The 22,657-nt window shown below is 65.4% G+C and carries 18 protein-coding genes; 5 read left to right on the forward strand and 13 right to left on the reverse strand.

What is annotated here, in order from left to right; translation table 11 throughout:
* Positions 1-103 precede the first annotated feature (103 nt).
* Complete coding sequence (locus RJT48_RS18090) at positions 104-1,375, forward strand: amidohydrolase (RefSeq protein ID WP_311173757.1); 1,272 nt, start codon at positions 104-106, stop codon at positions 1,373-1,375.
* A gap of 100 nt (positions 1,376-1,475) precedes the next feature.
* Here RJT48_RS18090 and RJT48_RS18095 read toward each other — a convergent pair whose 3' ends face one another.
* The 9 genes from RJT48_RS18095 to RJT48_RS18135 form a co-directional block, all read right to left on the reverse strand.
* Positions 1,476-2,849 (reverse strand): geranylgeranyl reductase family protein, encoded by a 1,374-nt coding sequence (locus tag RJT48_RS18095; RefSeq protein ID WP_311173758.1) that lies wholly within the window; start codon positions 2,847-2,849, stop codon positions 1,476-1,478.
* A gap of 137 nt (positions 2,850-2,986) precedes the next feature.
* The gene (gene thiD / locus RJT48_RS18100; protein WP_311173759.1) at positions 2,987-4,375 is read right to left on the reverse strand and encodes a bifunctional hydroxymethylpyrimidine kinase/phosphomethylpyrimidine kinase; all 1,389 of its coding nucleotides are present in this window, start codon (positions 4,373-4,375) and stop codon (positions 2,987-2,989) included.
* Entirely contained in the window at positions 4,375-5,040 is a 666-nt protein-coding gene (tenA, locus tag RJT48_RS18105) for a thiaminase II (protein ID WP_311173760.1), read from the reverse strand. Before tenA ends, thiD begins: the two co-directional genes overlap by 1 nt.
* On the reverse strand, positions 5,040-5,966 hold the full coding sequence (locus RJT48_RS18110; RefSeq protein WP_311173789.1) for a sulfide-dependent adenosine diphosphate thiazole synthase: 927 nt from the start codon (positions 5,964-5,966) through the stop codon (positions 5,040-5,042). The genes tenA and RJT48_RS18110 overlap by 1 nt, the downstream gene beginning before the upstream one ends.
* 157 nt (positions 5,967-6,123) lie before the next feature.
* Positions 6,124-7,200, reverse strand: a complete 1,077-nt coding sequence (locus RJT48_RS18115; protein WP_311173761.1) for an ABC transporter permease — start codon at positions 7,198-7,200, stop codon at positions 6,124-6,126.
* On the reverse strand, positions 7,193-8,425 hold the full coding sequence (locus RJT48_RS18120) for an ABC transporter permease (RefSeq protein WP_311173762.1): 1,233 nt from the start codon (positions 8,423-8,425) through the stop codon (positions 7,193-7,195). Before RJT48_RS18120 ends, RJT48_RS18115 begins: the two co-directional genes overlap by 8 nt.
* Entirely contained in the window at positions 8,422-10,011 is a 1,590-nt protein-coding gene (locus RJT48_RS18125) for an ABC transporter ATP-binding protein (protein ID WP_311173763.1), read from the reverse strand. The genes RJT48_RS18120 and RJT48_RS18125 overlap by 4 nt, the downstream gene beginning before the upstream one ends.
* Before the next feature lie 159 nt (positions 10,012-10,170).
* Complete coding sequence (locus RJT48_RS18130; RefSeq protein WP_311173764.1) at positions 10,171-11,313, reverse strand: BMP family lipoprotein; 1,143 nt, start codon at positions 11,311-11,313, stop codon at positions 10,171-10,173.
* Positions 11,314-11,488: 175 nt separating this feature from the next.
* On the reverse strand, positions 11,489-12,871 hold the full coding sequence (locus tag RJT48_RS18135; protein ID WP_311173765.1) for a phosphohexomutase domain-containing protein: 1,383 nt from the start codon (positions 12,869-12,871) through the stop codon (positions 11,489-11,491).
* 97 nt (positions 12,872-12,968) lie between these two features.
* On the opposite strand from RJT48_RS18135, the gene RJT48_RS18140 reads away from it, so the two are divergent.
* Complete coding sequence (locus tag RJT48_RS18140; RefSeq protein ID WP_311173766.1) at positions 12,969-13,250, forward strand: acylphosphatase; 282 nt, start codon at positions 12,969-12,971, stop codon at positions 13,248-13,250.
* A gap of 29 nt (positions 13,251-13,279) precedes the next feature.
* Here the strand turns inward: RJT48_RS18140 and RJT48_RS18145 are convergent, their stop codons facing one another.
* The 3 genes from RJT48_RS18145 to RJT48_RS18155 are packed head-to-tail and all read right to left on the reverse strand — an operon-like array spanning position 13,280 to position 18,207.
* Entirely contained in the window at positions 13,280-14,080 is an 801-nt protein-coding gene (locus tag RJT48_RS18145) for a TrmB family transcriptional regulator (RefSeq protein WP_311173767.1), read from the reverse strand.
* Positions 14,077-16,665 carry an efflux RND transporter permease subunit gene (locus tag RJT48_RS18150; protein WP_311173768.1) on the reverse strand — a complete coding sequence of 863 codons (2,589 nt, stop codon included), beginning with the start codon at positions 16,663-16,665 and terminating at the stop codon, positions 14,077-14,079. The genes RJT48_RS18145 and RJT48_RS18150 overlap by 4 nt, the downstream gene beginning before the upstream one ends.
* A gap of 3 nt (positions 16,666-16,668) precedes the next feature.
* Complete coding sequence (locus RJT48_RS18155; protein ID WP_311173769.1) at positions 16,669-18,207, reverse strand: COG1361 S-layer family protein; 1,539 nt, start codon at positions 18,205-18,207, stop codon at positions 16,669-16,671.
* Between the two features lie 420 nt (positions 18,208-18,627).
* On the opposite strand from RJT48_RS18155, the gene mvaD reads away from it, so the two are divergent.
* The 3 genes from mvaD to RJT48_RS18170 all read left to right on the forward strand — a co-directional run bounded on the left by mvaD (position 18,628) and on the right by RJT48_RS18170 (position 21,614).
* Positions 18,628-19,602 carry a phosphomevalonate decarboxylase MvaD gene (gene mvaD, locus RJT48_RS18160; protein ID WP_311173770.1) on the forward strand — a complete coding sequence of 325 codons (975 nt, stop codon included), beginning with the start codon at positions 18,628-18,630 and terminating at the stop codon, positions 19,600-19,602.
* A gap of 801 nt (positions 19,603-20,403) precedes the next feature.
* On the forward strand, positions 20,404-20,757 hold the full coding sequence (locus RJT48_RS18165) for a DUF3237 family protein (RefSeq protein WP_311173790.1): 354 nt from the start codon (positions 20,404-20,406) through the stop codon (positions 20,755-20,757).
* Between the two features lie 86 nt (positions 20,758-20,843).
* Positions 20,844-21,614 (forward strand): IclR family transcriptional regulator, encoded by a 771-nt coding sequence (locus RJT48_RS18170; RefSeq protein ID WP_311173771.1) that lies wholly within the window; start codon positions 20,844-20,846, stop codon positions 21,612-21,614.
* 251 nt (positions 21,615-21,865) lie between these two features.
* Here RJT48_RS18170 and RJT48_RS18175 read toward each other — a convergent pair whose 3' ends face one another.
* A complete protein-coding gene (locus tag RJT48_RS18175) occupies positions 21,866-22,597 on the reverse strand; it encodes an NAD(P)-dependent oxidoreductase (RefSeq protein WP_311173772.1) in 732 nt (243 codons plus the stop codon).
* Positions 22,598-22,657: the final 60 nt, after the last annotated feature.

Below are 22,657 nucleotides of genomic sequence, written 5' to 3' on the forward strand. Positions count from 1 at the left end.
ACATCACGGAATCGGGACCCGGCGCTGTTGCAGGCGAGGGCGACACCACGGAATCGGGACCCGGCGCCGATGCGACTTTATTTGATGCCGCCAACGGAGACGTATGACCGCAGACGACCTCCGCGACCTCCGTCGTGACCTCCACAAGCATCCGGAACCCGCCTGGCGGGAGTTCTACACGACCGCACGGATCGTCGACGAACTCGAGACGCGCGACCTCGACGCGCTCTACGTGGGTCCCGAGGTCCTCGCCGAGGGCGACCGCGTCGGCGTCCCCGACGACGCGGAACTCGACGAATGGATGGAACGCGCCGAGGCAGCGGGCGCCCGCACGGACGTTCTCGACCGGCTCTCCGGCGGATATACCGGCGCCGTCGCCATCGTCGAGCGTGGCGAGGGGCCGACAGTCGCACTCCGGGTCGACATCGACGCGCTGCCGATCGAGGAATCGACCGCCGAGGACCACTACCCCGCAAGCGAGGGCTTCCGGTCGGGGAACGAGGGCTATATGCACGCCTGCGGGCACGACGCCCACACGACGATCGGTATCGGCGTGCTGGACGCCATCCTCGATAGCGACTTCGCCGGGACGCTGAAGGTGTGTTTTCAGCCGGGCGAGGAACGGATCGTCGGCGGCGAGCCGATGGCAAAGTCGGGGCACCTCGACGACGTCGACTACCTGCTTGCGGTCCACGTCGGCCTCGATCATCCCTCGGGCGAAATCGTCGCCGGCATCGACGGCTTCCTGGCTGTCTCGCAGTTCGAGGCGGCTTTCCACGGCGAATCAGCGCACGCCGGTGCCCGCCCCGAAGCCGGCGACAACGCGATGCAGGCGGCGGCGACGGCGATCGGAAACCTCTATGGAATCTCTCGCCACGGCGACGGCGCGACCCGCGTCAACGTCGGCGTCATCGAGGGCGGCACTGCCTCGAACATCGTCGCGGAACGCGTCGGAATCGAGGGCGAGGTGCGCGGAGAGACCACGGAACTGATGGAGTACATGTATGGGAAGGCCCGTCGGGTGCTCCGCTCGGCTGCGGAGATGCACGGCTGTGAGACCGAGATTCACACCGCTGGACAGGCCCCGTCAGCACGGAGCGACGACGAACTGCGGGCGGTCGTCGCCGACGTGGCTCGCGGGACCGACGGCGTCACCTCCATACTCGAAACTGACCACCTCGGCGGCAGCGAGGACGCGACGTATCTGATGCGTCGCGTGCAGGAGAACGGTGGGAAGGCGGCCTACGTCGGCGTCGGCACTGACCATCCTGGTGGCCACCACACGGGGACCTTCGACGTCGACGAGGCGGACATCGGTCTCGGCGTCGAGGTGCTCTCGGGGGCCATCGTCGAGATCGGGAAACGGCGGCCCTAACTGATAGGGATTATCGTAAGTCCTCATAGAATTCTGGTCGGACGGGGCGGCGAGAATCTATGAACAGTTACGATAATCCCTATGAACAGAAGGGAGCGCGTCAGTACTTCGACTCTGCGCCGGTGACCTCGTAAATGTCGTCCATCAACCGGTCGCGCTCGTCCTGCCAGACGTCGAGGGCCTCGGGACGGCCGGGATAGCGCCCGTAGTGTTCCATCAGTTCGTCGGCGAGTTGCTTCGTCCGGTAGAAGTGCAGGATCTGTCCCCAGTGTCCGTAGGACTCTTTGGCCGTCTTCGCGAGCAGCGTCGGGCCGAAAGAGGTCGTCCCGGAGTACAGCGCCTCCGCGAGTTTCTCCCCGGGCAGCGACGCCAAAAGCCCCATCAGATTGTCGACGTCGATCGCCGTCGACAGGATGTTGTAGACGTCGAGGCCGGCGTACCGCGCGCCGAAGTGGTCCATCACGCGCTCGTTGTAGCGCCACAGCGCCGACTCGCTCACGTCGCCCGCGGAGATGGCGCTGATGGCCTGCTCAGCCGCATACGTGCCGGCGTAGGCCGCGCCGGCGATCCCGCCGCCGGTCGTCGGATTGACGTGACCGGCAGCGTCGCCGACGGCGATGAATCCGGGCGCGACTGCCGAGTCGTAGGGCCGGCGGGTCGGCAGCGCCGCGCCGAGTTTATCCGTCACGGTCGCGCCCTCGAACTCGGGGCGGTTCTGCAGATCCCGCCGCAGGTCGTCGACCAGTTTCATCGGCTCCTCGTTCATCTGGAACCCGAGGCCCGCGTTGATCTCCGTCTCGGTCCGCGGGAAGTACCAGAGGTAGCCCGCGGCGCGTTCAGTCGGCTTGAACACCAAGGCGTCGTCCCATTCGACGGGTTCGGGAACTTCGACGATCTCCCGGTACGCCGAGCAGAACTGCGAGTAGGCGACGTTCGTGTCGAATCGGGACCCCGAGAAATCCGTCTTGTCCTGGAGGATCGAAAGCGACCCCGCGCCGTCGATCACCACGTCGGCGTCGTACTCGACGATCTCGCCGTTCCGCTTGCCGCGGACGCCCGTGACGGTGCCGTCGTCGGCCTGGGTGACGTCCTGAACGACCGTGTCGTAGTGGAACTCCGCGCCGGCGGACTCGGCACCATCGATGATCAGGCGGCCGTACTCCCAGCGGTCGATGACTGCGAGTTCGCCGGGGACCGGGATGTCGAGCACCGTGTCCTCTTGGGGAATCTCGAACCGCCCGTGGTCGACACCCGTGTTCGTGAACGCGCCCTCGATCTGCGATTTCGGGATCGCTTCGGGGAACGCGTCGGCACCCTTCAGCGCATCGCCGCAGGCGATGTGACCGGCTTCTTCGGCGGATTTCCGCTCGACGACGGCGACGTCGAGGCCCGCGTCGGCCGCGGTGGCCGCGGCGTAACAGCCGGCCGTGCCGGCCCCGACGACGACGACGTCGTACTCGTGGGAGGTACTCATCGTTCGGTCTCTCGCGTCCGAGCGGAAAACTCTTTATCTGTCGGAAAGCCGCCCCCGAGGGCGGCCGGCGAACGCTATGGGTTGCGACCGGCGACAGGAGGCTCCAGACACTGGTCACACTCGGTGTCAGGGGGACACTACGGCTCGCCACCGGCGGCGGCCTCGTCAAGCAGGTGCTCGACGAGTGACTCGACTTCGGCGGGCGTCCCGCCGACGACGCGGATCATCGGCTCCTTCCCGACGGCGCCCTCGTCGGCGACGGCGCGCGGCGGCTCATCGGCGCGATCGAACACCCGATCGGCCGCCCAGTCCATCGTCGAGGCCTCGTCGGGTTCGGCGGTCCGATCGAACCACGCGACCGGTGCATCGAGCCTCTCCAGTCCACGGCGCGTGGACGCGGTGAGCCGACAGTTCGTCGCGAAGCGGAGACCCGGGTCGTGCTCGCGAGCGGCCAGGAGAAACCGGGCGAGATGGCTCGAGGCGCCGAAGCGGACCCCCCGATTGGGTTCGACGCCGTCCAGTGTCCGGGTGATGCGCCCCTCGACGGCCGCCGTCTCGTCGATCGCTTCCGCGTATGGGGTCGCGCCGACGACGTTCATCCCGACCTCCGCGACCAACGGGCCCACGTCCATCGCGACGAACTGATCGACGAGGCCGCGGACGGTGGCGACCGTCGACTGCGCCTCGGCGTCGTTGCGTACCTCGACCAGCGGGTGGACGACCCCCGGCCCGCCGCCGACGTCGAGGGGGTAGCGGACGGCCCGACTGGCGAACGAGACTGCTTCCGCGACTGCCGTTTCCAGGTCCTCACCGCGGGCCAGATTCGCGGTGATCGCCGCCGACAGTGAACAGCCGGAGCCGTGGGTCGCGGCGGTGTCGATCCGCGGGTGGGCGAACGCCCGGACGCCAGCATCCGTCACCAGGACGTCACGCACAGTGTCGCCGTCGCCGTGGCCGCCCGTCACGAGTGCCGCCTCGGCGCCCATCTCGAGCAGCCGCTCGCCCGCCTCGCGGGGCGTCGGTTCCGTGCTGTCGCTTCCGACCAGGACCGCCGCCTCGTCGCGGTTCGGCGTGACGAGCGTGGCCTCGCCAACGAGCTCCTCGCAGGCGCGCTCGCCGGCGGGATCAAGTAGCCGATCGCCGGACGTCGCGACCATCACGGGATCGACGACGAGCGGGAAGGTCGCCTCGGCGACGCACGCGCGGACCGTCCGGACGACGTCGGCGGTGCCGAGCATCCCCGTTTTGGCGGCGCCCACGGCGAAGTCGTCTGCGACTGCTTCGTACTGCGCGCGGACGTCGTCGGGAGCGAGGGCCGTCGACCGCTCGACGCCGCGGGTGTGCTGGGCCGTGACACTCGTCACGACGCTGGTCGGGAACGTCTCGTGGGCCGCCATCGCTCTGAGGTCGGCCTGGATCCCGGCGCCGCCGCCCGAGTCGCTTCCCGCGATGGTCAGCGAGACCGGGAACGAAACCGGCGCCGGGCGGCGTCTGTCGTCGAATCGGGGCCCGGTTTCGGAGGTCATCAGGCAGGCACCTCCCAGGACTCCCGCGTGTAGGCCATCTCCCAGAAGCGGTGTTCGAGCCGCGTACTTTGCAGGAACGCCTTCCGCATCGCGGCGTGCTTTCCCGGACGTTCGGCGGCGCAGTCGTCGACCAGGTCGCGCATCCACGACACCGACTCGCGGAACGCGTCGCTCGTGTACTTCTCGATGAACGGCGTGTAGCGGTGCTCCGCGGTCGCCAGATCCGCCATATGCTCGGCAACGTCCAGATAGCCCTGCCCGCAGGGGTAGATTGCCGCAGCGATGGTCGCAAGCGATCCCTCGTGGGCGGTTCGAAGCAGGAAGTTCGTGTACGCGACGCAGGTCGGCGCCTTCTCTGTCGCCCGCAGGTCCGCGGGCGTCAGCCCGTACTCAGCGGCGAACTCCCGGTGGAGATTCAGTTCGTCGTCGACGATCGCGTGGGCGATGTGGAGGAGGCGCCGCATCCGCGCTTCCTCTGTCGCCTTCGCCCCCGCGATAGCGAACACCCGAGCGTAATCCAGCAGGTACCGATAGTCCTGGGTGACCCAGTGGCGGAAAACGGCCTCGTCGAGGGTGCCGGCCGCGAGTTCGCGAACGAAGGGGTGGTCCTTCTGGGCGGCCCAGAGGTCCGCGCCGTCCACGAGCAGTTGCTCGCTGAAGGCCATCAGTCGTCCGCGGAGGCGGGCGCGTCGCCCGGGAGGTCAACGACCGGCGCGTTCGTCCCGAGTTCGTCCAGCGCGACCTGGGCGGCGCGCTTGCCGGAGAGCAGCATCGCGCCGAAGGTCGGCCCCATACGGGTGAGGCCGTGCGTCGTGGCCGTCGAGAGTCCGGCCGTGAGAAGTCCGTCGTGGACTTTGCCCGTCTTCTCGACGACTTTGTCCTCGCTGTCCTGGGCCCACATCGAGTCGTGGCCCGGGGAGTCGTGACCCGGCGCGCCGTACTCGGCCTCTGCGGTCGTGTCCATTCCTGTCGCGTGGGTCTCGGCGTGTTCGATCCCCGGCGCGTCGATCGCCCCGCGTTCCTGGAGTTTGGAGACCACGACGGCCTCGTGGCCGGTCGCGTCGACGACGAGGTCGGCCTCGACGGCGATCGGGTCGACGCAGGTGAGTTCCCGGGGCAGCGCGTGGACGGGCGACCAGTTCATCACGATGCCCGCGACGCGGTGCCCGTCGCGGACGACGACGTCGGTGAACTCGGTCATATTCTGAATTTTCGCGCCGGCGTCGCAGGCGGCCTGGATGAGCGCAGAACAGGCGTGCGGGCCGTCGGCGAGATGGAGCCCCTCGGTGTCGGATTCCTCGTGGCGCACGCCGAGTTCGTCGAGAACCGCATCAGCGGGCTCTCGTACGGTGAGTTTGTTCATCAGAAACCCGCCGAGCCAGAAGCCGCCGCCGAGGTAGTTGTTCTTCTCGACGACCATCACCTCGACCCCGCGCTCGGCCAGTTCCTTCGCCGTGACCAGTCCGGACGGGCCGCCGCCGACGACGATGACCTCCGTGTCGGTGAAATTCAGGAACTCCTCGCTCCAGGACCTGGCGATGGCGTCCGTGACCTGTGCATCTGTCGCGTCGCTGAAGCCGCTGAACGATATACCACCTAGTGTTACTACCAACTAATTAGTCGTTGCGGTCGCGAGTCGGTCAGTCTCTGGACGGCGAGAAGACCGTCGCGGCAACGGCAGTGACGCAGCAGTCGCTCAGCGACTCGACAGCGAGGAACGGAGGAGAAGAGAGCGCAGGACCGGCCGCCTACTCCTCACCCGACTCGTAGTGGTCGCCCGCGGCCTCCGGGATCCGCGTGCGACCGACGAGTGCGAGCACGATGATGACGACCACGAACGGGATGATGCGGATGAGCTGTCTGGGCAGGCCGATCCCCTGCAACTGGAGGACGGTCTGGATGGCGTCCAGGCCGGCGAAAAGCAGCGTCGAGAGGAACGCCCCGATCGGATTGTAGTTGCCGAACAGGTACGCCACGATGGCGATGAAACCCTTCCCGTTGACCATCGTCGGGCCGTTCCCGGTGAACTGGCCGAGATCCAAAGAGAGCGCCGAACCGCCGATTCCCGCGAGGACGCCCGAGAGCAACACCGCGGCGTAGCGGACCCGGGAGACGTTCACCCCCGCCGTATCGAGGGCTTTCGGGTTCTCCCCGCTGGCGCGGATCCAGCGCCCGAACGCGGTCCGCTCGAACACGTACCACGAGGCTGCGACCGCGACGAAGAGCAGGTACACGGACGGCGACGCCGAGAAGAGCGCCCCGAAGAACGGAATCTCCGAGAGCACGGGGACCGAGATCGACCCCGGCGAGGCCACCGTCGGCGTGTTCGGCCCGCCGTAGATCACCTGCGAGGCGAAGGGTGCCAGCCCGAGCGCGATCAGCCAGACGGCGAGGCCGGCGATGATCTGATCGGCGCGGAACTCGATCGTGACGATCGCAAACAAAAGCGCGAGCAGGGTACTCGCGAGGATTCCGCCGCCGAATCCGATCCAGACCCCGCCGGTGAGATCGGTCACGTAGACCGCGGTGAACGCCGAGATGATGAGCAGGCCCTCGAGCCCGATGTTGATGACGCCGGATTTCTCCGAGAAGATCCCCCCGAGTGCCGCGAAGGCGATCGGGACAGAGAGCCGCAACGCCGCGGCCAGCGTGTTCCGGCTAGTGATGGCGTCGGCAAGCGTCCCGGCGAGCGTATTCGGGAAGACCAGCCCAAGCGCAAGCAGGACGAGGAGCGCAACGACGACCACGACAGCCGACAGCGCCCGCGTCGTGTACTCCGCAAAGAACGATCCCGACTCCGCCTCGTGCGTCGCCGCGTCACTCATCGGCATCACCCTCCGTTCGGCCGCCATCGGTCGCGACGGGCTGGGATCCCAGATCTGTCAGCCGCCGGCCGATCAGCCGGAAGAACTCCGGCATCGCCACGAAGAGGATGATGAGCCCGCGGAGGACGCCGACGAGTTGCGGCGGGACGTCGGTCGCGAACTGGACGACCGTCGTCCCGCTTTTGAGCACCCCGAAGAGCAGCGCCGCAAAGCCGACACCGAGGGGGTTGTTCCCGGCGAGGATCGAGACGGTGATCCCGTCGAAGCCGTAGGCGGGCACGCCGGACTGGAACGAGCCCAGCACCATCATCACGTACATCGCGCCGGCGACGCCGCCGAGCGCGCCCGAGAGGGTGAGACTCGCGACGATCGTTCGGGCGGCGTCGACGCCGCCGTACTCCGCGGCCGCCGGCTGGATGCCGGACGTCCGGACGTCGTAGCCGAAGGCCGTGTGTTCGAGGACGTAGTAGAGGCCGACAATCGCCACGAGGCCGAAAAAGAGCGCAACCAGGGAGAAATCCTGCCGCCCCCCGAAGAGGACGGTCGGAAACTGCGCGTAGTCCGGCAGCGGGACCGTCTGATTCGCCGCGCTGTTGGGGTCTTTGAACGTGTCGGAGACGAGATACAGCGTCACCCCCGTGGCGATGAAGTTGAGCATAATCGTCGTGATGACCTCGTTGGCCTCGGCGTACGCCTTGAGCAGCCCCGGAATCGCGCCGTAGAGGCCGCCGAACACCGCACCGACGAGGACGCCGAACGGAACGAGAAGGACGGTTCCGACGACGCCGGAGACGAGCGTCGAGGCCCAAAGCACCAGAAGCGCCGTCGCCAGGCCGCCGACGATCATCTGTCCCTGCGTCCCGATGTTGAAGATGCCCGCGCGGAACGCAAGCGCCACAGAAAGCCCGGTGAAGAGCAGAAGCGTCGTCTCCCGGAGCGTCACGGAGAACTGTCCCTCCGGGGACCACGACCCGCTCAGCGGGTCACCGAGGGCGCCGAGGAACAGCCGATCGAACACGAGGACCGGGTCGTAACAGAAGCCCGCTCCGAAGTAGTACACCGCATCGCCGGGCGAGCAGGTCGTCATCCGCCCCGCGACGAGGACGATAGCGGCACCGACGAGGATCGACAGCACGAGCGCCGCCGTGCTGATCAGGATCCGCTCGGCCGCAGACGCGTCGATCAGCCGTGCGAGGGCGTCTCTGGCACGATCAGCGGCGCTCACGCGTTCTCACCGCCGGTCGGCGCGTCTTCCGGTGTCGTTCCTGTCGTCTTCGCGTCCTCGGTCCCTCGCGACTCCGGCCGCTCGCCCGCCATCAACAGCCCGAGTTCCTCTTCGGTCGTCTCCGTGGGGTCGACGACGTCGATGAACTCCCCTTCGTACATCACGGCGAGGCGGTCCGACAGTCCCTGTACCTCCTCCAGTTTCGAGGAGACGAGCAGGATCGCAACGCCCTGTTGTCTGAGTTCCAGTAGTCGTTCGTGGATGAATTCGATCGACCCCACGTCGACACCGCGCGTCGGATGGGAGGCCACCACGAGTTCGGGGTCGCGTGCGAACTCCCGCCCGACGATGAACTTCTGTTGGTTGCCCCCCGAAAGCGACTCCGAACTCGTCGTGGCGCCCGGTGTCCGGACGTCGTAGTCGTCGATGATCCCCTCGGCGTGGTCCCGTGTTGCGTCCCAGTCGATCCGTCCGTTGGGACCGAATTCCGGGCTGTGTTGGCTGCCCAGGAGCGCGTTCTCGATCAGGTCGAAGTCCATCACGATCCCCCGTTCCTGTCTGTCTTCGGGGATGTACGCCATCCCGGACTCGATCCGACGCCGGCGGGAGGTGTCGGTGATCTCCTCGCCCAAGAATCTGATCCGACCGTCGTCCGGCGGCTGGAGTCCAGTCAGGGCGGCGACGAGTTCGGACTGGCCGTTGCCGTCGACGCCGGCGATGCCGAAGACTTCGCCCGCATCGATTTCGAAGGAGACGCCGTCGACCGCACGGACCCCCCGGTCGTCGTCGACGACGATGTCCGAGGCGGCGGCGACGACATCCCCGGTCTCGGCCGGGGGCCGATTCACGTCCAAGAGCACTTCGCGGCCGACCATCAGTTCCGCGAGCTCCTCCCGTGTCGTCGCGTCGGCGTCGACGGTGCCGACGTTCTTTCCGTCCCGGAGGACCGTGATCTCGTCGGCGGCGCGCATCGCCTCGCCCAGTTTGTGCGTGATGAAGATGATCGTCTTCCCCTGGGCGGTCAGCTCTTCGAGCACCTCGAAGAGCTCCTCGACCTCCTGGGGTGTCAGCACCGCCGTCGGCTCGTCGAGGATCAGCACGTCCGCGCCGCGGTAGAGCGCTTTGAGAATCTCGACTCGCTGCTGTTCGCCCACGGAGACGTCCTCGATCCGCGCGTCGGGATCGACGTCGAAGCCGTACCGATCCGCGAGATCGACGACGGCCTCGCGGGCGGCCGCCCGGTCGATGCCTAAGCCACCCCACTTCCGCGGCTCGTTACCGAGGGTGATGTTCTCGGTGACGGTCATCGGATCGACGAGCATGAAGTGCTGGTGGATCATCCCCACGCCGGCGTCGATGGCGTCCCGCGGTGAGTCGAACGAGCGCTCCTCGCCGTCGACCACGACTCGGCCCGCAGTCGGCTCATAGAGCCCGTACAGGACGTTCACGAGCGTGGTCTTTCCGGCGCCGTTCTCACCCAACAGTGCGTGGACGGTCCCACGCTCGACGGACAGGTCCACGTCGTCGTTGGCGACGACGCCGGGGAACCGCTTCGTGATCCCGTCGAGGTGGACGGCAGTTTCCATAGATCTGTTAGCCTCTGTTTGTGGCATCCCCGAATAGGTTTGGATCTGTGCTCAGACGTGGCGGACGACCGGTCTCCGCTCTCCCGGTCGTCCGCCGTCCCGTTCTGATGCTGTCGCGGCGATGGTTCGGATGCTGTCGCGGCGACGATCCGGACCGCCTTACTGCGGCGTCGACGGCACCGAGATGTCGCCCGCGATGATCTCATCGCGTGCAGTTGCGACCTCGTCGGCGACGTCCTCGGGAATCTCGGAGCCCAGCGAGTCACCGTACACGAGGGCGACGCCCTCCTCTTCCAGGCCGAGTTGGACGGCGCTACCGCCCTGGAAGTTGTCGTTGACGACCGCTTCGATGGAGTTGTACACCGCGGTGTCGACCCGCTTGACCATACTTCCGAGGATGACATCCGCATACGAGGGCTTCGTGATCGACTGGTCGCGGTCGACCCCGATGGCGAACTTGCCTTCCTCCTGTGCTGCCTGGAAGACGCCCGTCCCGGTGTTGCCGGACGCGTGGTAGACGATGTCGGCGCCGCTGTTGTACATCGCCGTCGCCGCCTCGCGGCCCGCGGCGGGATCGTTGAAGCTGCCGGTGTAGTTCGTGCTGACGTCGACGTCCTCGTTGCCGGCAGCGACGCCGGCCTCGAAGCCGGCCTGGAACTTCCGGATCAGGTCCGACTCGACGCCGCCGACAAACCCGACGCTCGTGGAGTCGCCGCTCGTCGAGCCCGCGCCCGCGGAGAAGTCACGCGTCGTGAGCAGGCTGGCCATCAGGCCCGCCAGATACGAGCCCTCGTGTTCCTTGAACACGTAGTTCGCCACGTTCGACGGGTCGACGGCGGCGTCGACCAGCATGAAGTTCTGGTCGGGGTAGTCCGCGGCCGTTTCCGAGAGCGCGTCGGCCTGCAGGAACCCGATACAGCAGACCAGGTCGTAATTGGGATCGGTCGACTGGGCGAACTGCTGCTGGAAGGTGCTGAACTGGGCCACTTCGTCCGGCTGAGCCTCGTTGAACGCGATGTTCAGATCCTCTTCTGCATCCTGTACCCCTTGCTGGGCCTGGTCGTTGAACGACCCGTCGCCGAGGCCGCCGGTCGCGTACACCATCCCGATGTTCGCGGCCGGGCCGCTTTCGGTCGTCTCGGCGGCCGTCGTCTCCATCCCGTCGTCGTCCCCGTCGTCCGCCTCGTCGCCGCTCGGTTCGGTCGTCTCAGTATCGGAACCGCCGGACGGGCCTCCACTACAGCCAGCCAGTCCTGCGATACCCGCCACACCCGTCGCCTTCACGAACGTACGTCTATCCATTGCGTATGACACCTACCCAACAGTGGGTAGCGATATATGCATAAATTCGTCGCTTCCGGTTCCGAACTCACACTCCCCTCAGAAAAAAGTGAACAGACATCCGACCTCTCTGCGACTCGACTGGCCAGTCTCGGTGCCGCAGGCCCCCTGCGCCCTGTTCGAGGGGGTAACCGGCTTACGCCGCGTTCTCGACGGCGTCGGCGACGACCGCTCGCACCTCCTCGATCAAGGAATCGACGTCGTCGGCTTCGGCGTAGATGCGCACGTACGGCTCCGTCCCGGAAGGTCGAACGAGCGTCCACGACCCGTCAGGCAACTCCAGTCGGACGCCGTACTCGGTGTCGGTCGCCGCTTCGGGGAAGGCGTCCGGCAGCGTCGACGCCACGTGCTCCATCGCCTCACTTTTTCTCTCGTCCGAACACTCGACGCTCACCTTCCGGTACGGGCGCTCGGTGACGGGTTCTCGGAGTCCGTCGAGCCCCGTTGCGGCGACGAGTCGCGTCAGAACCGCTGCGGAGGCGACGCCGTCGATCCAGCCGCCGTGGTCGGGATGGATGTGTTTCCACGGTTCGGCCGCAAAGACAACTTCGCCGCCGTCCGCGCGAGTGGCGGCGATTCCCTCGTGCAGGGCGCCGAGTCGGACGCGCTCGACACGACCGCCGGCTTCCCGGACCCGTTCGTCGATCCGCCCGGAGGCGTTCGGCGTCGTCACGACCACCGGATCCGACACCGCCGACGCGCGGACGAAGTGCTCCGCGAGAATCGCGACCACGGTGTCCTCGTGGACGACCTCGCCGTCGGCGTCGACGATCACGATCCGGTCTGCGTCGCCGTCGTGTCCGATCCCGAACGCGAAGTCGCGATCGCTGACGAACGCTCTGAGGTCCGCAAGCGACTCGGGCGTCGGCTTCGACTCCCGGCCGGGGAAGTGGCCGTCGACCTGCCCGTTCAGCGTGACGACGCGAGCGCCCAGTTCCCGGAGGACCTGCGGCGTTCCGAGCGCACCCATCCCGTTCCCGCAGTCGACCGCGACAGCGAGGTCTGCTGCGTCTGCGCCGTGGTCCAGCGCGTAGTCGACGACCGCCTGCCGGTAGGCGGGCAAGACGTCGAGATCCTCTGAATTACCCCAGGCGGCCCACTCCACCGGCTTCGCTTCCTCGGCGACGCGGCGCTCGATCCGCTGTTCCCCCTCGCGGTCGTACTCCTCGCCGTCGGCGAAGAGTTTGATTCCGTTGTCCGTCGGCGGGTTGTGAGAGGCGGTGAGCATCACTCCGCGGCGACCCTGCGACACGTAGGCGAGCGTCGGCGTCGGGACGGCACCGATCCGACGGACCTCGGCGCCCGCCGATTCGACACCTGCCTCGACGGCGGCCGCGAGCGCCGGCCCCGTGGTGCGTCCGTCCCGGCCGACCACCACCTCGGCTCCGCCGTCGGACTCGTCGCCGCCGGCCGACTCGATTGCGTCAGCACCGACCGCACGGCCGATCGAAAGGGCGAACTCGGGCGTTACGTGCTCGGTCGCCGACCCGCGAATCCCCGCGGTCCCGAACAGTTCCATACATCCACCTGGTTCGCCGACGGGTTATAAACTCACGCTCCGCAGTCGAGATTCGGAACGCGACGATATTTTACGCCGTAGAGCGTACCGCGGCGTGATGAGCACCGATCGAATCAGAGCGCACGTGTTCGTCAGCGGGAGGGTACAGGGCGTCTACTACCGCGCGTCGACACGGGACGCCGCGCGCGAACGCGGCGTCGACGGCTGGGTCAAAAACCTCGACGACGGGCGCGTGGAAGCGGTCTTCGAGGGCGACGAGTCCGCGGTCGAGGAGATGATCGAGTGGTGCCACACGGGCAGCAGCGCCGCCTCAGTCGAGGACGTCGAGGTCTCCTACGAGGAGCCAACTGGCGAATCCGGCTTCCAGGTCAGGTGGTGATGAGGGAACCGTGGCGGCGACGCCGCCCGCTACGCCCCGCCCTCCGGTCCCCGGACGAGCGAGTCGATACTGCTGGCGATGGCGCGTGAGAGGATCTCGGCCATCGCGGTGTCCGCAGACCAGATCGCCGTCTCCTCTGCGGGGTCGTCCGACGCTGCCGCCGAGAGGAGAACGACCCGGTCGTCGACGAGCAACACGCGTCCGGTGTAGTCCATCGTCCCCGACTCCAGCGGTGCGGTCACTTCCACGCCGTCGATGGCCGCGAAGGTGTCCCTGACCGCCTCGCTCTCGCTGATGACCCGGATAGCGACGCCAGCAGCGTGCCGGTCCTCGACGGTCGCGACCAACTCCTCGGGAACGAACGCCGGGGCCGGCGCCCCGATCAGGACGGTCTCGGTCGCCTGTCGGACGAGTTCGACCACGCGGCTATTTATCGGTTCGCGGCCGCGGACCGTCCAGACGTCGTCGCGGGTCTCCCGCTCGGTGCCGGCCCGCCGCTGTGCCTCCAGAAACGCGAAGGCCCGATCCGCCTCGGCCTTCAGTTCCTCCGCGAGTCGCCGTCGGGCAGTTTCGAGAGCCACCGGTCGGTATCGCTTCGGCGTCGACTGCTGGAGCTCGACCAGCCCGACCTCGGCGAGTTCCTCGGCCGCCCCGTACACCTGCGAGCGGGGCACTCCTGTCTCCTCGTGGATCCCCTTCGCCGTCCCGACACCGAGCCGCTGGAGCGCGATGAACACCCGCGCGGCGTAGTTCGAGAGCCCGAGTCGCTCCAGCGACTCGACGGCGTCGTGCTCCGAGGGGGCCCCGTCTCCGTCGTCCGGTTCCGTCATTGTGATCCCTCCGTGTTGCGGGGTCGGTCCTCCGCCGTGATCGCGGGCGCTCCGTCCCGGTCGTCCGGGTTCGTCCCGGATACCGCTCCCCCGTCGGCTGCCGGTCTGGGGCCCATCGCCGTGTCGGGATCGCCGTTGACGATCCGGTCCCAGACGACGAGCGCCGAGGGGAGCACAAGCAGCGAGGCGAGGAAGGAGTAGACGATCGAAATCGCCGTCAGCACGCCGAACTGGCCGAGCACAGACAGAACGGCCAACACGAGGACCCCGATGCCGAAGGCGGTGGTCGCCATACTCCCGAGGAGTGCGCCCCCGGTCCCGACGACGGTCCGGCGGAGCGCCGGGATCAGCGGTCGCTCCCGTCGTTCGTCGATGAAGCGGTGGACGATGTGGACCGAGTAGTCGATGCCCAGTCCGATCGTCAACGAGAGGATCGTCGCCGTGAAGGCGTTAAACGAGATGCCGAGCACTCGCATCGTGCCCGCGACCGAAGCGACGGCCACGAAGATGGGCGCGAGGTTCGCGATCCCGAGGGAGGGAAGTCCCTCCAGCACCCAGTAGATGAACATCAGAAACACGATGGTCAGCCCGAGCGCGAGCGCGAGGCTCTGGATCGCCGACTCGAAGATCAGATCCGAGACCTCCTGGAAGACCACGGTGTTGCCAGTCAGGGTCGCGTCCTCGCGGAAGCGGTCCGAGACCTCGGAGCCGGCCGCGACCGCCTCGCTGTCAGAGGCGTCGGCGGAGACGGTGTAGACGATGCGGGCGCTCCGGTGGTCGTCGGCGAGATACTCCGAGGCCCGATCGCCCGCCGGCGATTCCTCCAGTTCGCTGTAGATCTTCGCGAGGTTGTCGTCGGGGACGCCGTTGTCGTTCCGGTCGTTCCGCTCGACCAACGCGGCGAACTCGGGGTCCTGCTCGGCGCGGTCCTGAATGATCGTGACGATGCTGGTCGACTCTGCGCGCCGGTTTTCGGCCTCGACGAACTCGTCGGGGGGATCCTCACCCGCGCGGTGGATCCGTTCGAGGGCGGCGTCGTTCTCCATCCGCCCCTCTAAGTATATCGTGATCGATCCCCCCTGCGTGCTCGTGAACTTGTCTTCGAGGAAATTCAACGTCGCGACGGCGCTGTAGTCCGACGGCGCGAAGGGCTCCGGCAACGACTTCAGGAACGGTGACACCTCTTCGGGCGGCAGGAAGTCCTCCTGGGTGAACGACGTGTCGACACCCGTCGCATAGCCCGCAGCGCCCGCACTGAACACCAGCGCGAGGACGAGCATCGCCACCGGGGCCACACGGGCGATTGTCACCCCGACCGAGAGTACCGCACCGAGCGCCGAGCCTTCCTCGCCGAGCGGCCGCTGGCTGAACGTCGGGATGGGCCAGCCGTCACGCCGCCGATCGATCCAGACTTTCGCGGCCGGCAGGAAGATTCCGAAAATGAAGAACGTGAAGATGATTCCGACGCCCGCGACGACGCCGAAGTCCCGGATCGGCGGGAGATCCGACGCGAGATTCGAGAGAAAGCCGATGACTGTGGTTCCCGTGACGATGAAGAATGCCACCAGAAGCTGGTCGGTCGCGACGGTCATCGCCGACTCGATGTCGAGCCCCGTCGCGCGGTCCTCTCGGTAGCGGTTGATCGCGTGGATGCCGAAGTCGATCCCGACTGCCAGAAGCAACGGCGGGATCGAGATCATAATGTTGTTGAACGGGATCCCCGCAAGGCCGAGGAAGCCGAAGGTCCAGATGATAGCTAACCCGAGCGAGAGGGTTCCGAGGAGGAGATCCAGCAGATCACGGTACGCGACGACGAGAAACCCCACGATGAGGAGGACCGCCGCGGGCGTGACGATGAGCAGCGAGTCGTTGATCACGGTGCTGAACTCGTCGGCGATGATGCCGCTCCCGAAGACAGTGATGTCGGCGTCGAGTTCGGCGTCGATGATCCGCTGGGCGTCGTTTTGGACTGACGTCAGGGGACTCTCGCCGGACTGTCCGGCTGTCCCGCCGCCGGCCCCGCCGGGCAGGTCGTGCTGCACGACCCCGATCGTCGCCGACGCCGACGCCGATTTCGCGTTGAAGTCGTTGCTCACGGTGCCGGTCAGAGCGGGGTTGTCGGCGTTCTCGCGGACTGCCTGCCGTACCTCCCCCTGGGGTGCGCGTTCGAGAGCCCTGATCTGTTGCTCCAAGGTCGTGGCGTCCGGATCGATAGTTTGCGCGACGAGCCCAGCGGCCGAAGAGGTGCTCGAAACGTACATATCGCTGCGCTCCTCCATCGCTTGCTGGGCTCTGAGCATCGCGAGCAGCGAGCGCTTCGAGAGGACGTTGGCGTCGCGCTGGACCAACTGGGTGCTGCCCCCGCTCTCGTCGAAAGCGGGGAGGAACTCGTTTTCGATCCGTTCGAGTGCGTTCGCCGAGGGGATGTCCTCCGCGAACTGCTGGGTGCCGGCTTCGGTGGAGACGCTGCCGAGCCCGGCCGCAAACACGATAGTCACGAGGAGGAAGGCTAACATCACCTTCTCCGGCCGGTTGACGATGTTGTCGTCGGCCCAGTCGACGAAGCGCTGGTAGTCCAGGCGCATCAGTCAGCCCTGTCGTCGGTAGTAGAGGAACCCGCCAGCGGCGAGAACGACCAGCACGCCGATAGCGATGGGAACGACCGGGAGGCCGCCATCTGGAGCGCTCCTGACGTCGACGGGGACCTGATACGTGTCAGAGACGATGGTGTCGCCGCCGTCGTCGTCGTACTGGAAGTCCATCTTCACCGGGTAGGTTTTCGCGGTCGCACTGCCGTCGGCGCTCAACTGGAAGATCAGTTCGCGGGACTCGCCCGGTTCGAGTTCGTCGACGAACGCCTCATCGTCGCTGGTCGAGAGCGGCGAGTCGGTGTAGATCTTCGCGGAGACGTCGGTGACGGTGTAATCCCGCGTGTTCGTCACGGTGACCGAGAACTCGCCGCCGGAGCCAGCGGTGAAGGTCCCGTTCACCGGTTCGACGTCGAATTCCGCCGACTCCTGACCGACGTCGACGCGTGTGGGGATGGTATCGGACTGTCGTTGCGTTCCCTCCTCGTCCCAGTAGTCGACGGCGAGATCGAACTGTCTCGGTCCCGAGTCGGCGCTGCTTGTCACCTCGACCTCGAAGGAGAACTGCGCGGACTCGCCGGCGTCCAGCGACCCGACGGCGACCGAGGTCTCAGTCGGCGAGACCGTCGGTCCCGGATCCTCGAAGGTGACCACGGCGTCCTCGGCGACCTTCGGGCCGTTGTTCGTGACGGTGCCGGACAGCGTGTTCGTCTCCCCGACGCGGAGCGAACTGCTCACGTCCGAGACCGAAAAGCGCATCTCGGGGAGTGCCCGCATCGGGACAGTGAGCGACGTGCTCGACCCGCTCGTGCCGTCGGGGCGCTCGTAGTCGACCTGGGCGTCCAGCGAGTAGTTGCTGGGCTGTGCCGCGTCGCTCACGCGCGCGTCGAACTCGAAGGTGCGATTTTCACCCTCCGCCCAGGAGTCGACGAACCGCGTGCTCGACTTGTCGGAACCCAGCGAGATGTCCGGACTCGCCGACGAAAGCGTCAGCGTCGAGTCGAGCGCCTCGCGGTCGCCGACGTTCTGCATCGTCACTTCGAGCGTCCCCTGCCCGTTGACTGCCGCCGTCGAGTCGGTGTCGACGACGGTGAACCGCGGACCGGGTTTGACGCGCACTTTGAGGTACTCGGTGACGCGGCGCTCGACAGCGGATCCCGCGCCATTGTCGTATTCATACGTGATTCTGAGCGGAATCCGGTACGTGCCGCTATCGACGTCTTTGGGAACGTCAACCTGGATCGACAGATCCGCCGGGTCGCCGTCGGCCAGTTCGGGGACGAACAGTTCGTTCGTCTCTACCTTCAGCGGACCGGTGTTGCCGGGGCGGACGCGAACGCTCGTCGCCGTCCGAACGTCGTCGTCGGGCCCGTCGGGGTCGTTCACCAACTGGAACGACACCTCGTTGACGCTGCCAGGCGTTATCGTCCGGTCGGCAGTCACCGTCCGGAGGTCGGGGTTGGAGGTGAGCCCCATCACCGGAACGGCGCTGACGAGAAGCGATGCAACGATCAGGACCACGAGTATCGTTCGTTTCATTTTTGGGGACCGGTGTGTGTCGTCGAACGCGCCGGGGGATGCCGCGGTGAGTGCAATCTCCGGGGCAATCGACTGGTGATACGCGAGAGTGGGACGTGTAGTATATAAGGTATTGTAAATTTCTACAAACAGCTTCGGAGTTCCACGAGTGATTCCTACCGAGCGGAAACTTCACCACCTGACACCGCTGTCACCCGGTATCGCCGGTATCCGGAAACCAGTATAGGGGGTTCATTGGGTGACCAACGAACTCCCGGAGGAACCTCGCGTTGCTTGGCGGGCCCTCGTCTTTTCACGCTGGCGGAGAATTCGCGGCCGTATGCGATCGAAATCAGCCCGTAGAAGCGAACGAACGGGTGGCGCCTGTGACGGCTTTTCGCCATCGGGACGTTTAACCCCGCGTCCCTCCCGCGTTGGGGTATGAAGGCGACCGCGAAGGCACACCCGATTCAGGGGCTGATCAAATACCACGGGATGCGCGACGAACAGTTGCGGCTCCCGTACCACGACAGCATCAGCGTCTGTACCGCGCCGAGTCACACGAGAACGACTGTCGAATTCCAGCCGGACGCCGCGGAGGACGTCTATCGGATCGGCGAGGAACGGGTCTCGGGGCGCGGTGCCGAGCGCATCGACGCCGTCGTGAATCACGTCCGCGAGTTGGCCGATATCGACCACCCGGTTCGGCTCGAATCGGAGAACTCCTTCCCCCCGAACATCGGGTTCGGCTCGTCGTCCTCGGGCTTTGCGGCGGCAGCGATGGCGCTGGCCACGGCTGCGGGGCTGGATCTGACGCGCCCGGAGGTCTCCACGATCGCTCGTCGCGGATCCTCGTCGGCCGCCCGTGCGGTCACCGGGGCGTTCTCCCAGCTCTACTCGGGGATGAACGACCAAGACTGCCGCTCCGAACGGATCGAAACGGACCTCGAAGAGGACCTCCGGATCGTCGCTGCTCACGTCCCTGCTTACAAGGAGACCGAACAGGCCCACCGAGAAGCGGCCGAGAGTCACATGTTCCAGGCTCGGATGGCCCACGTTCATCACCAGATCGACGCGATGCGCGATGCGCTCTTCGAGGCTGACTTCGGGACGGCCTTCGAACTCGCCGAACACGATTCACTGTCGCTGACGGCGACGACGATGACCGGACCGGCGGGCTGGGTGTACTGGCAGCCGGATACGATTGCGGTGTTCAACGCGGTCCGGGAACTCCGGAGTGAGGAGGAGATCCCGGTCTACTTCTCGACGGATACGGGAGCAAGCGTGTACGTGAATACCACTGCGGACCACGCTGATGCCGTCGAGGAGGCAGTCGCCGCTGTCGGCGTCGATACGGACGTCTGGGAGGTCGGCGGACCGGCGGAGATCCTCCCCGAGTCGCAAGCGTTATTCTGATCAGATCACGAGCAGGTCAGGGATCCACTTGTCCGTCGTAGCTCGTCCCTGTTCGAGCCGTGGCGGTCGTCGACCTGTGCGGCGTTAAATAAATATAATATTTCCTCTATTATTCTGAATTTAATTACTATATTTAATGTCGGAAGCCGCGATGTGATTTTATTTGCCAAGGGTGGCATAGGAGTCGTTTGATCGAATGCTTGAAGAACATTGAAGGACTGTTCCGATTCCTGTATTCGGGAAAAGCACCGAGCACATTGTTCGGGAGAAAGTTTGTATTGCTGCCCCTGAAACCGCAATATCGGTATATGAGTGTAGAATTATCTGAGATCATCAAACGGTAACCGACTCACCGATGTCATCAGCAGTTTCGTCTCCAGTCTCTTCGGTCTCAGGTACTATTCAGGTGGCAGAGGACCGGACTTTCTCATCTTAAATATAATATAAAGTATATATAAACAAATTTTATATTTTTTCTTATAAGGCGGCTCGTTAGTGACCCAGCGATCGCAAAATACGGAGCGATTACAAGAGCGAGGTGTCCACCGATTACCGATAACACAAGTACGTTTGTTATTATTCGGATGACCTGCGGAGGAAAACCTCCACACAGTCGCGGAGAAATCAGCGCACAACGATTATGTAGGTTCGACAGCAGGGGTAGAGTATGGTCGATGATGCTTGGCAAACCGACGATCCGAACCTCGAACTGGGTCTCGAACGGGGGCTGGAACTCGAAATCGACGTCGAATACCCATAGAGATCGGCGAGACGGGAGACGGCCAGCGACGCATCATCCCCATTCTCGGTGGGACAGTCACCGGTCGCTGTGAAGGGACCGTGCTCGAAGCAGGCGCGGACTATCAGCTCTACCGCGAACGCCGACCAACGGAGCTGGTAGCGAAATGTGCCTTCGAGACCACCGACGGCTCGCGTGTGTACGTCGAAAACCGGGGGATGCGGGTCGCGGCCCCCGAGACCAAGCAGCGGTTGCGCGACGGGAAGCCCGTCGAACCCGAGGACGTCTACTTCTGCTCCGTCCCGGAGTTCGAGACCCCCGACCCGGACCTGCAGTGGCTCGAGGAGAACGTCTTCGTGGCCGCCGGGACCCGCCAACCCAACGGCGTGCGTCTCGCCGTCTATCAGGTCGGGTGACAGCAGCCGAACTTTTCTCTGAAAAGAACGGCTATTCGTCTCTCCTGAACAGTAAATTTATTTTGGTGAAGTTTCGTCGGTCAAGTATGGACCAACGCGATACCGAACCGAACACACCAGTGAAGACGGCACAGACCACGTTTCGGATCGTGGAGACGCTGAAATCCCTCGATGGAGCGACTGTTACGGAGCTGGCAGCAGAACTGGACCTGCCGAAGAGCAGCGCTCACAATTATCTCCAGACGCTAGAACACGAGGGGTACGTCGTCAACTCCAACGGCACCTACGAAGTCGGACTCCGATTTCTCGATCTCGGGGGATATGCACGTGCACGCGAACGTCTGTATCGGGTCGCGATTCCGGAACTGAAACGCACCGCCGACTCGACGGGCGAGTTCGCCAACCTCCTCGTCGAGGAAAACGGGCTGGGTGTGTTTATCGCCCGAGAACGCGGTGAAAGCGCGGTCAACCTCGACTCGTACACCGGACAGTCGGTACACCTCCATACGACTGCGCTGGGCAAAACAGTGCTCGCGTATCTCCCCCGCGACCGGGTCGAGGCCATAATCGACCGTCACGGGTTGCCCGCGATGACTGATCGGACGATCACCGACCGCGTGGAACTGTTCGAGGAACTGGACAGTATCCGACAGCGGGAGTACGCATACGACCGTGAGGAACGCATCAAGGGCCTGAACTGCGTCGCCGTCCCGGTTCTCAACGACGACGATATCGCCGGGGCATTGAGCGTCTCGGGACCAGTCAGCCGGATGGACAAGGGCCGTATCGACGACGACATCCTCCCGGAACTCCGGCGGGCAGCCAACATCATCGAACTCAACAGGGCGTATTCATAACTATTGTTTGCAGGATTTTCGCGAAATCCGAACACAGTTCCTCAGTCCGGGGCCACTCACCGACAGAGTCCTGGAGCCCGTTCGTCACTTAGCAGCCAACGGCTCCTCTATAGTAGCGTTTGCAACTGATTGCTCATCCGATCGCACGACTGCGTGCGATCGTGTGAGTGAAGACTTGTAAACGCTACTATAGGTCCAATATAATTCGTAAAGGGAAAACGCCACATCGTTTTTGCAGAACGTATCGAGAGTTATTCCGATTTACCGCAAGCTGATTCGTCAAAGACAAACAGTTGCAGGCGTCTACTCAAACGACCTGATTCCACGGAGTTCCGCCGTCGTTGAAGCGGGCGATATTGTCGCGACCAGTGCTGTGATCCGGTCGCCGTGGTGTTCGCCTGTGCAGCGGCGTGCGGCGTCACGATCACCTCGTCCATCGACCAGAGCTTCGACTCCTCGGGCAGAGGCTCCTCGTGGAACACGTCAACTGCCGCGCCCGCGAGTTCATCGTCGTTCAGCGCCGCCTCGAGAGCCCCCGGAGCAACGATCTCGCCGCGGCTCACGTTGACCAGATACGCATCGTCTTGCATCGCCGCGAACACGTCGTCGTCGACGAGTCCCCGGGTCGCCTCGGTGAGTGGCGTCGTGAGCACGACGAACCGAGCGTCGCTCACCGCAGTTTCGATCCGCGAAGCGTCGTACACCCGATCGAGGCCGAGCCCTGATACCGGCCTGATATCGACACCCTCGACAGCCATCCCGAGGACGCCGAGCCGCGAGACGACGCTGCCGCCAAGTTCACCCACGCCGACCACGCAGGCGCTCGATCCACTCACCTCGAACGGTCGTTGCCAGGAGAGCCGCTCCCATTCGCTATCGTTCTGTTTGTCGCGATACCGGTGGAGCCCCTTCGAGAGCGAAATCACGAGTCCAGTGACGGTTTCGGCGACGAGGTCGCCAGCGATTCCCGTACTGTTCGTCATCGTCACTCCACGCGCCTCGTAGGTGGCGAGCGGGAAATCTTCGTAGCCCGAGCGGATGTT

This window comes from Halobellus ordinarius, assembly GCF_031823395.1.
GTDB lineage: Archaea > Halobacteriota > Halobacteria > Halobacteriales > Haloferacaceae > Haloquadratum > Haloquadratum ordinarius.

Coding starts and splice junctions, on each gene's coding strand:
- mvaD (WP_311173770.1), top strand. CDS start 18,628: ATGAAGGCGACCGCGAAGGCACACCCGATTCAGGGGCTGATCAAATAC.
- RJT48_RS18115 (WP_311173761.1), bottom strand. CDS start 7,200: ATGAGTGACGCGGCGACGCACGAGGCGGAGTCGGGATCGTTCTTTGCG.
- RJT48_RS18150 (WP_311173768.1), bottom strand. CDS start 16,665: ATGCGCCTGGACTACCAGCGCTTCGTCGACTGGGCCGACGACAACATC.
- RJT48_RS18175 (WP_311173772.1), bottom strand. CDS start 22,597: ATGACGAACAGTACGGGAATCGCTGGCGACCTCGTCGCCGAAACCGTC.
- tenA (WP_311173760.1), bottom strand. CDS start 5,040: ATGGCCTTCAGCGAGCAACTGCTCGTGGACGGCGCGGACCTCTGGGCC.
- RJT48_RS18145 (WP_311173767.1), bottom strand. CDS start 14,080: ATGACGGAACCGGACGACGGAGACGGGGCCCCCTCGGAGCACGACGCC.
- RJT48_RS18130 (WP_311173764.1), bottom strand. CDS start 11,313: ATGGATAGACGTACGTTCGTGAAGGCGACGGGTGTGGCGGGTATCGCA.
- RJT48_RS18140 (WP_311173766.1), top strand. CDS start 12,969: ATGAGCACCGATCGAATCAGAGCGCACGTGTTCGTCAGCGGGAGGGTA.
- RJT48_RS18155 (WP_311173769.1), bottom strand. CDS start 18,207: ATGAAACGAACGATACTCGTGGTCCTGATCGTTGCATCGCTTCTCGTC.
- RJT48_RS18170 (WP_311173771.1), top strand. CDS start 20,844: ATGGACCAACGCGATACCGAACCGAACACACCAGTGAAGACGGCACAG.
- RJT48_RS18090 (WP_311173757.1), top strand. CDS start 104: ATGACCGCAGACGACCTCCGCGACCTCCGTCGTGACCTCCACAAGCAT.
- RJT48_RS18125 (WP_311173763.1), bottom strand. CDS start 10,011: ATGGAAACTGCCGTCCACCTCGACGGGATCACGAAGCGGTTCCCCGGC.
- RJT48_RS18095 (WP_311173758.1), bottom strand. CDS start 2,849: ATGAGTACCTCCCACGAGTACGACGTCGTCGTCGTCGGGGCCGGCACG.
- thiD (WP_311173759.1), bottom strand. CDS start 4,375: ATGACCTCCGAAACCGGGCCCCGATTCGACGACAGACGCCGCCCGGCG.
- RJT48_RS18135 (WP_311173765.1), bottom strand. CDS start 12,871: ATGGAACTGTTCGGGACCGCGGGGATTCGCGGGTCGGCGACCGAGCAC.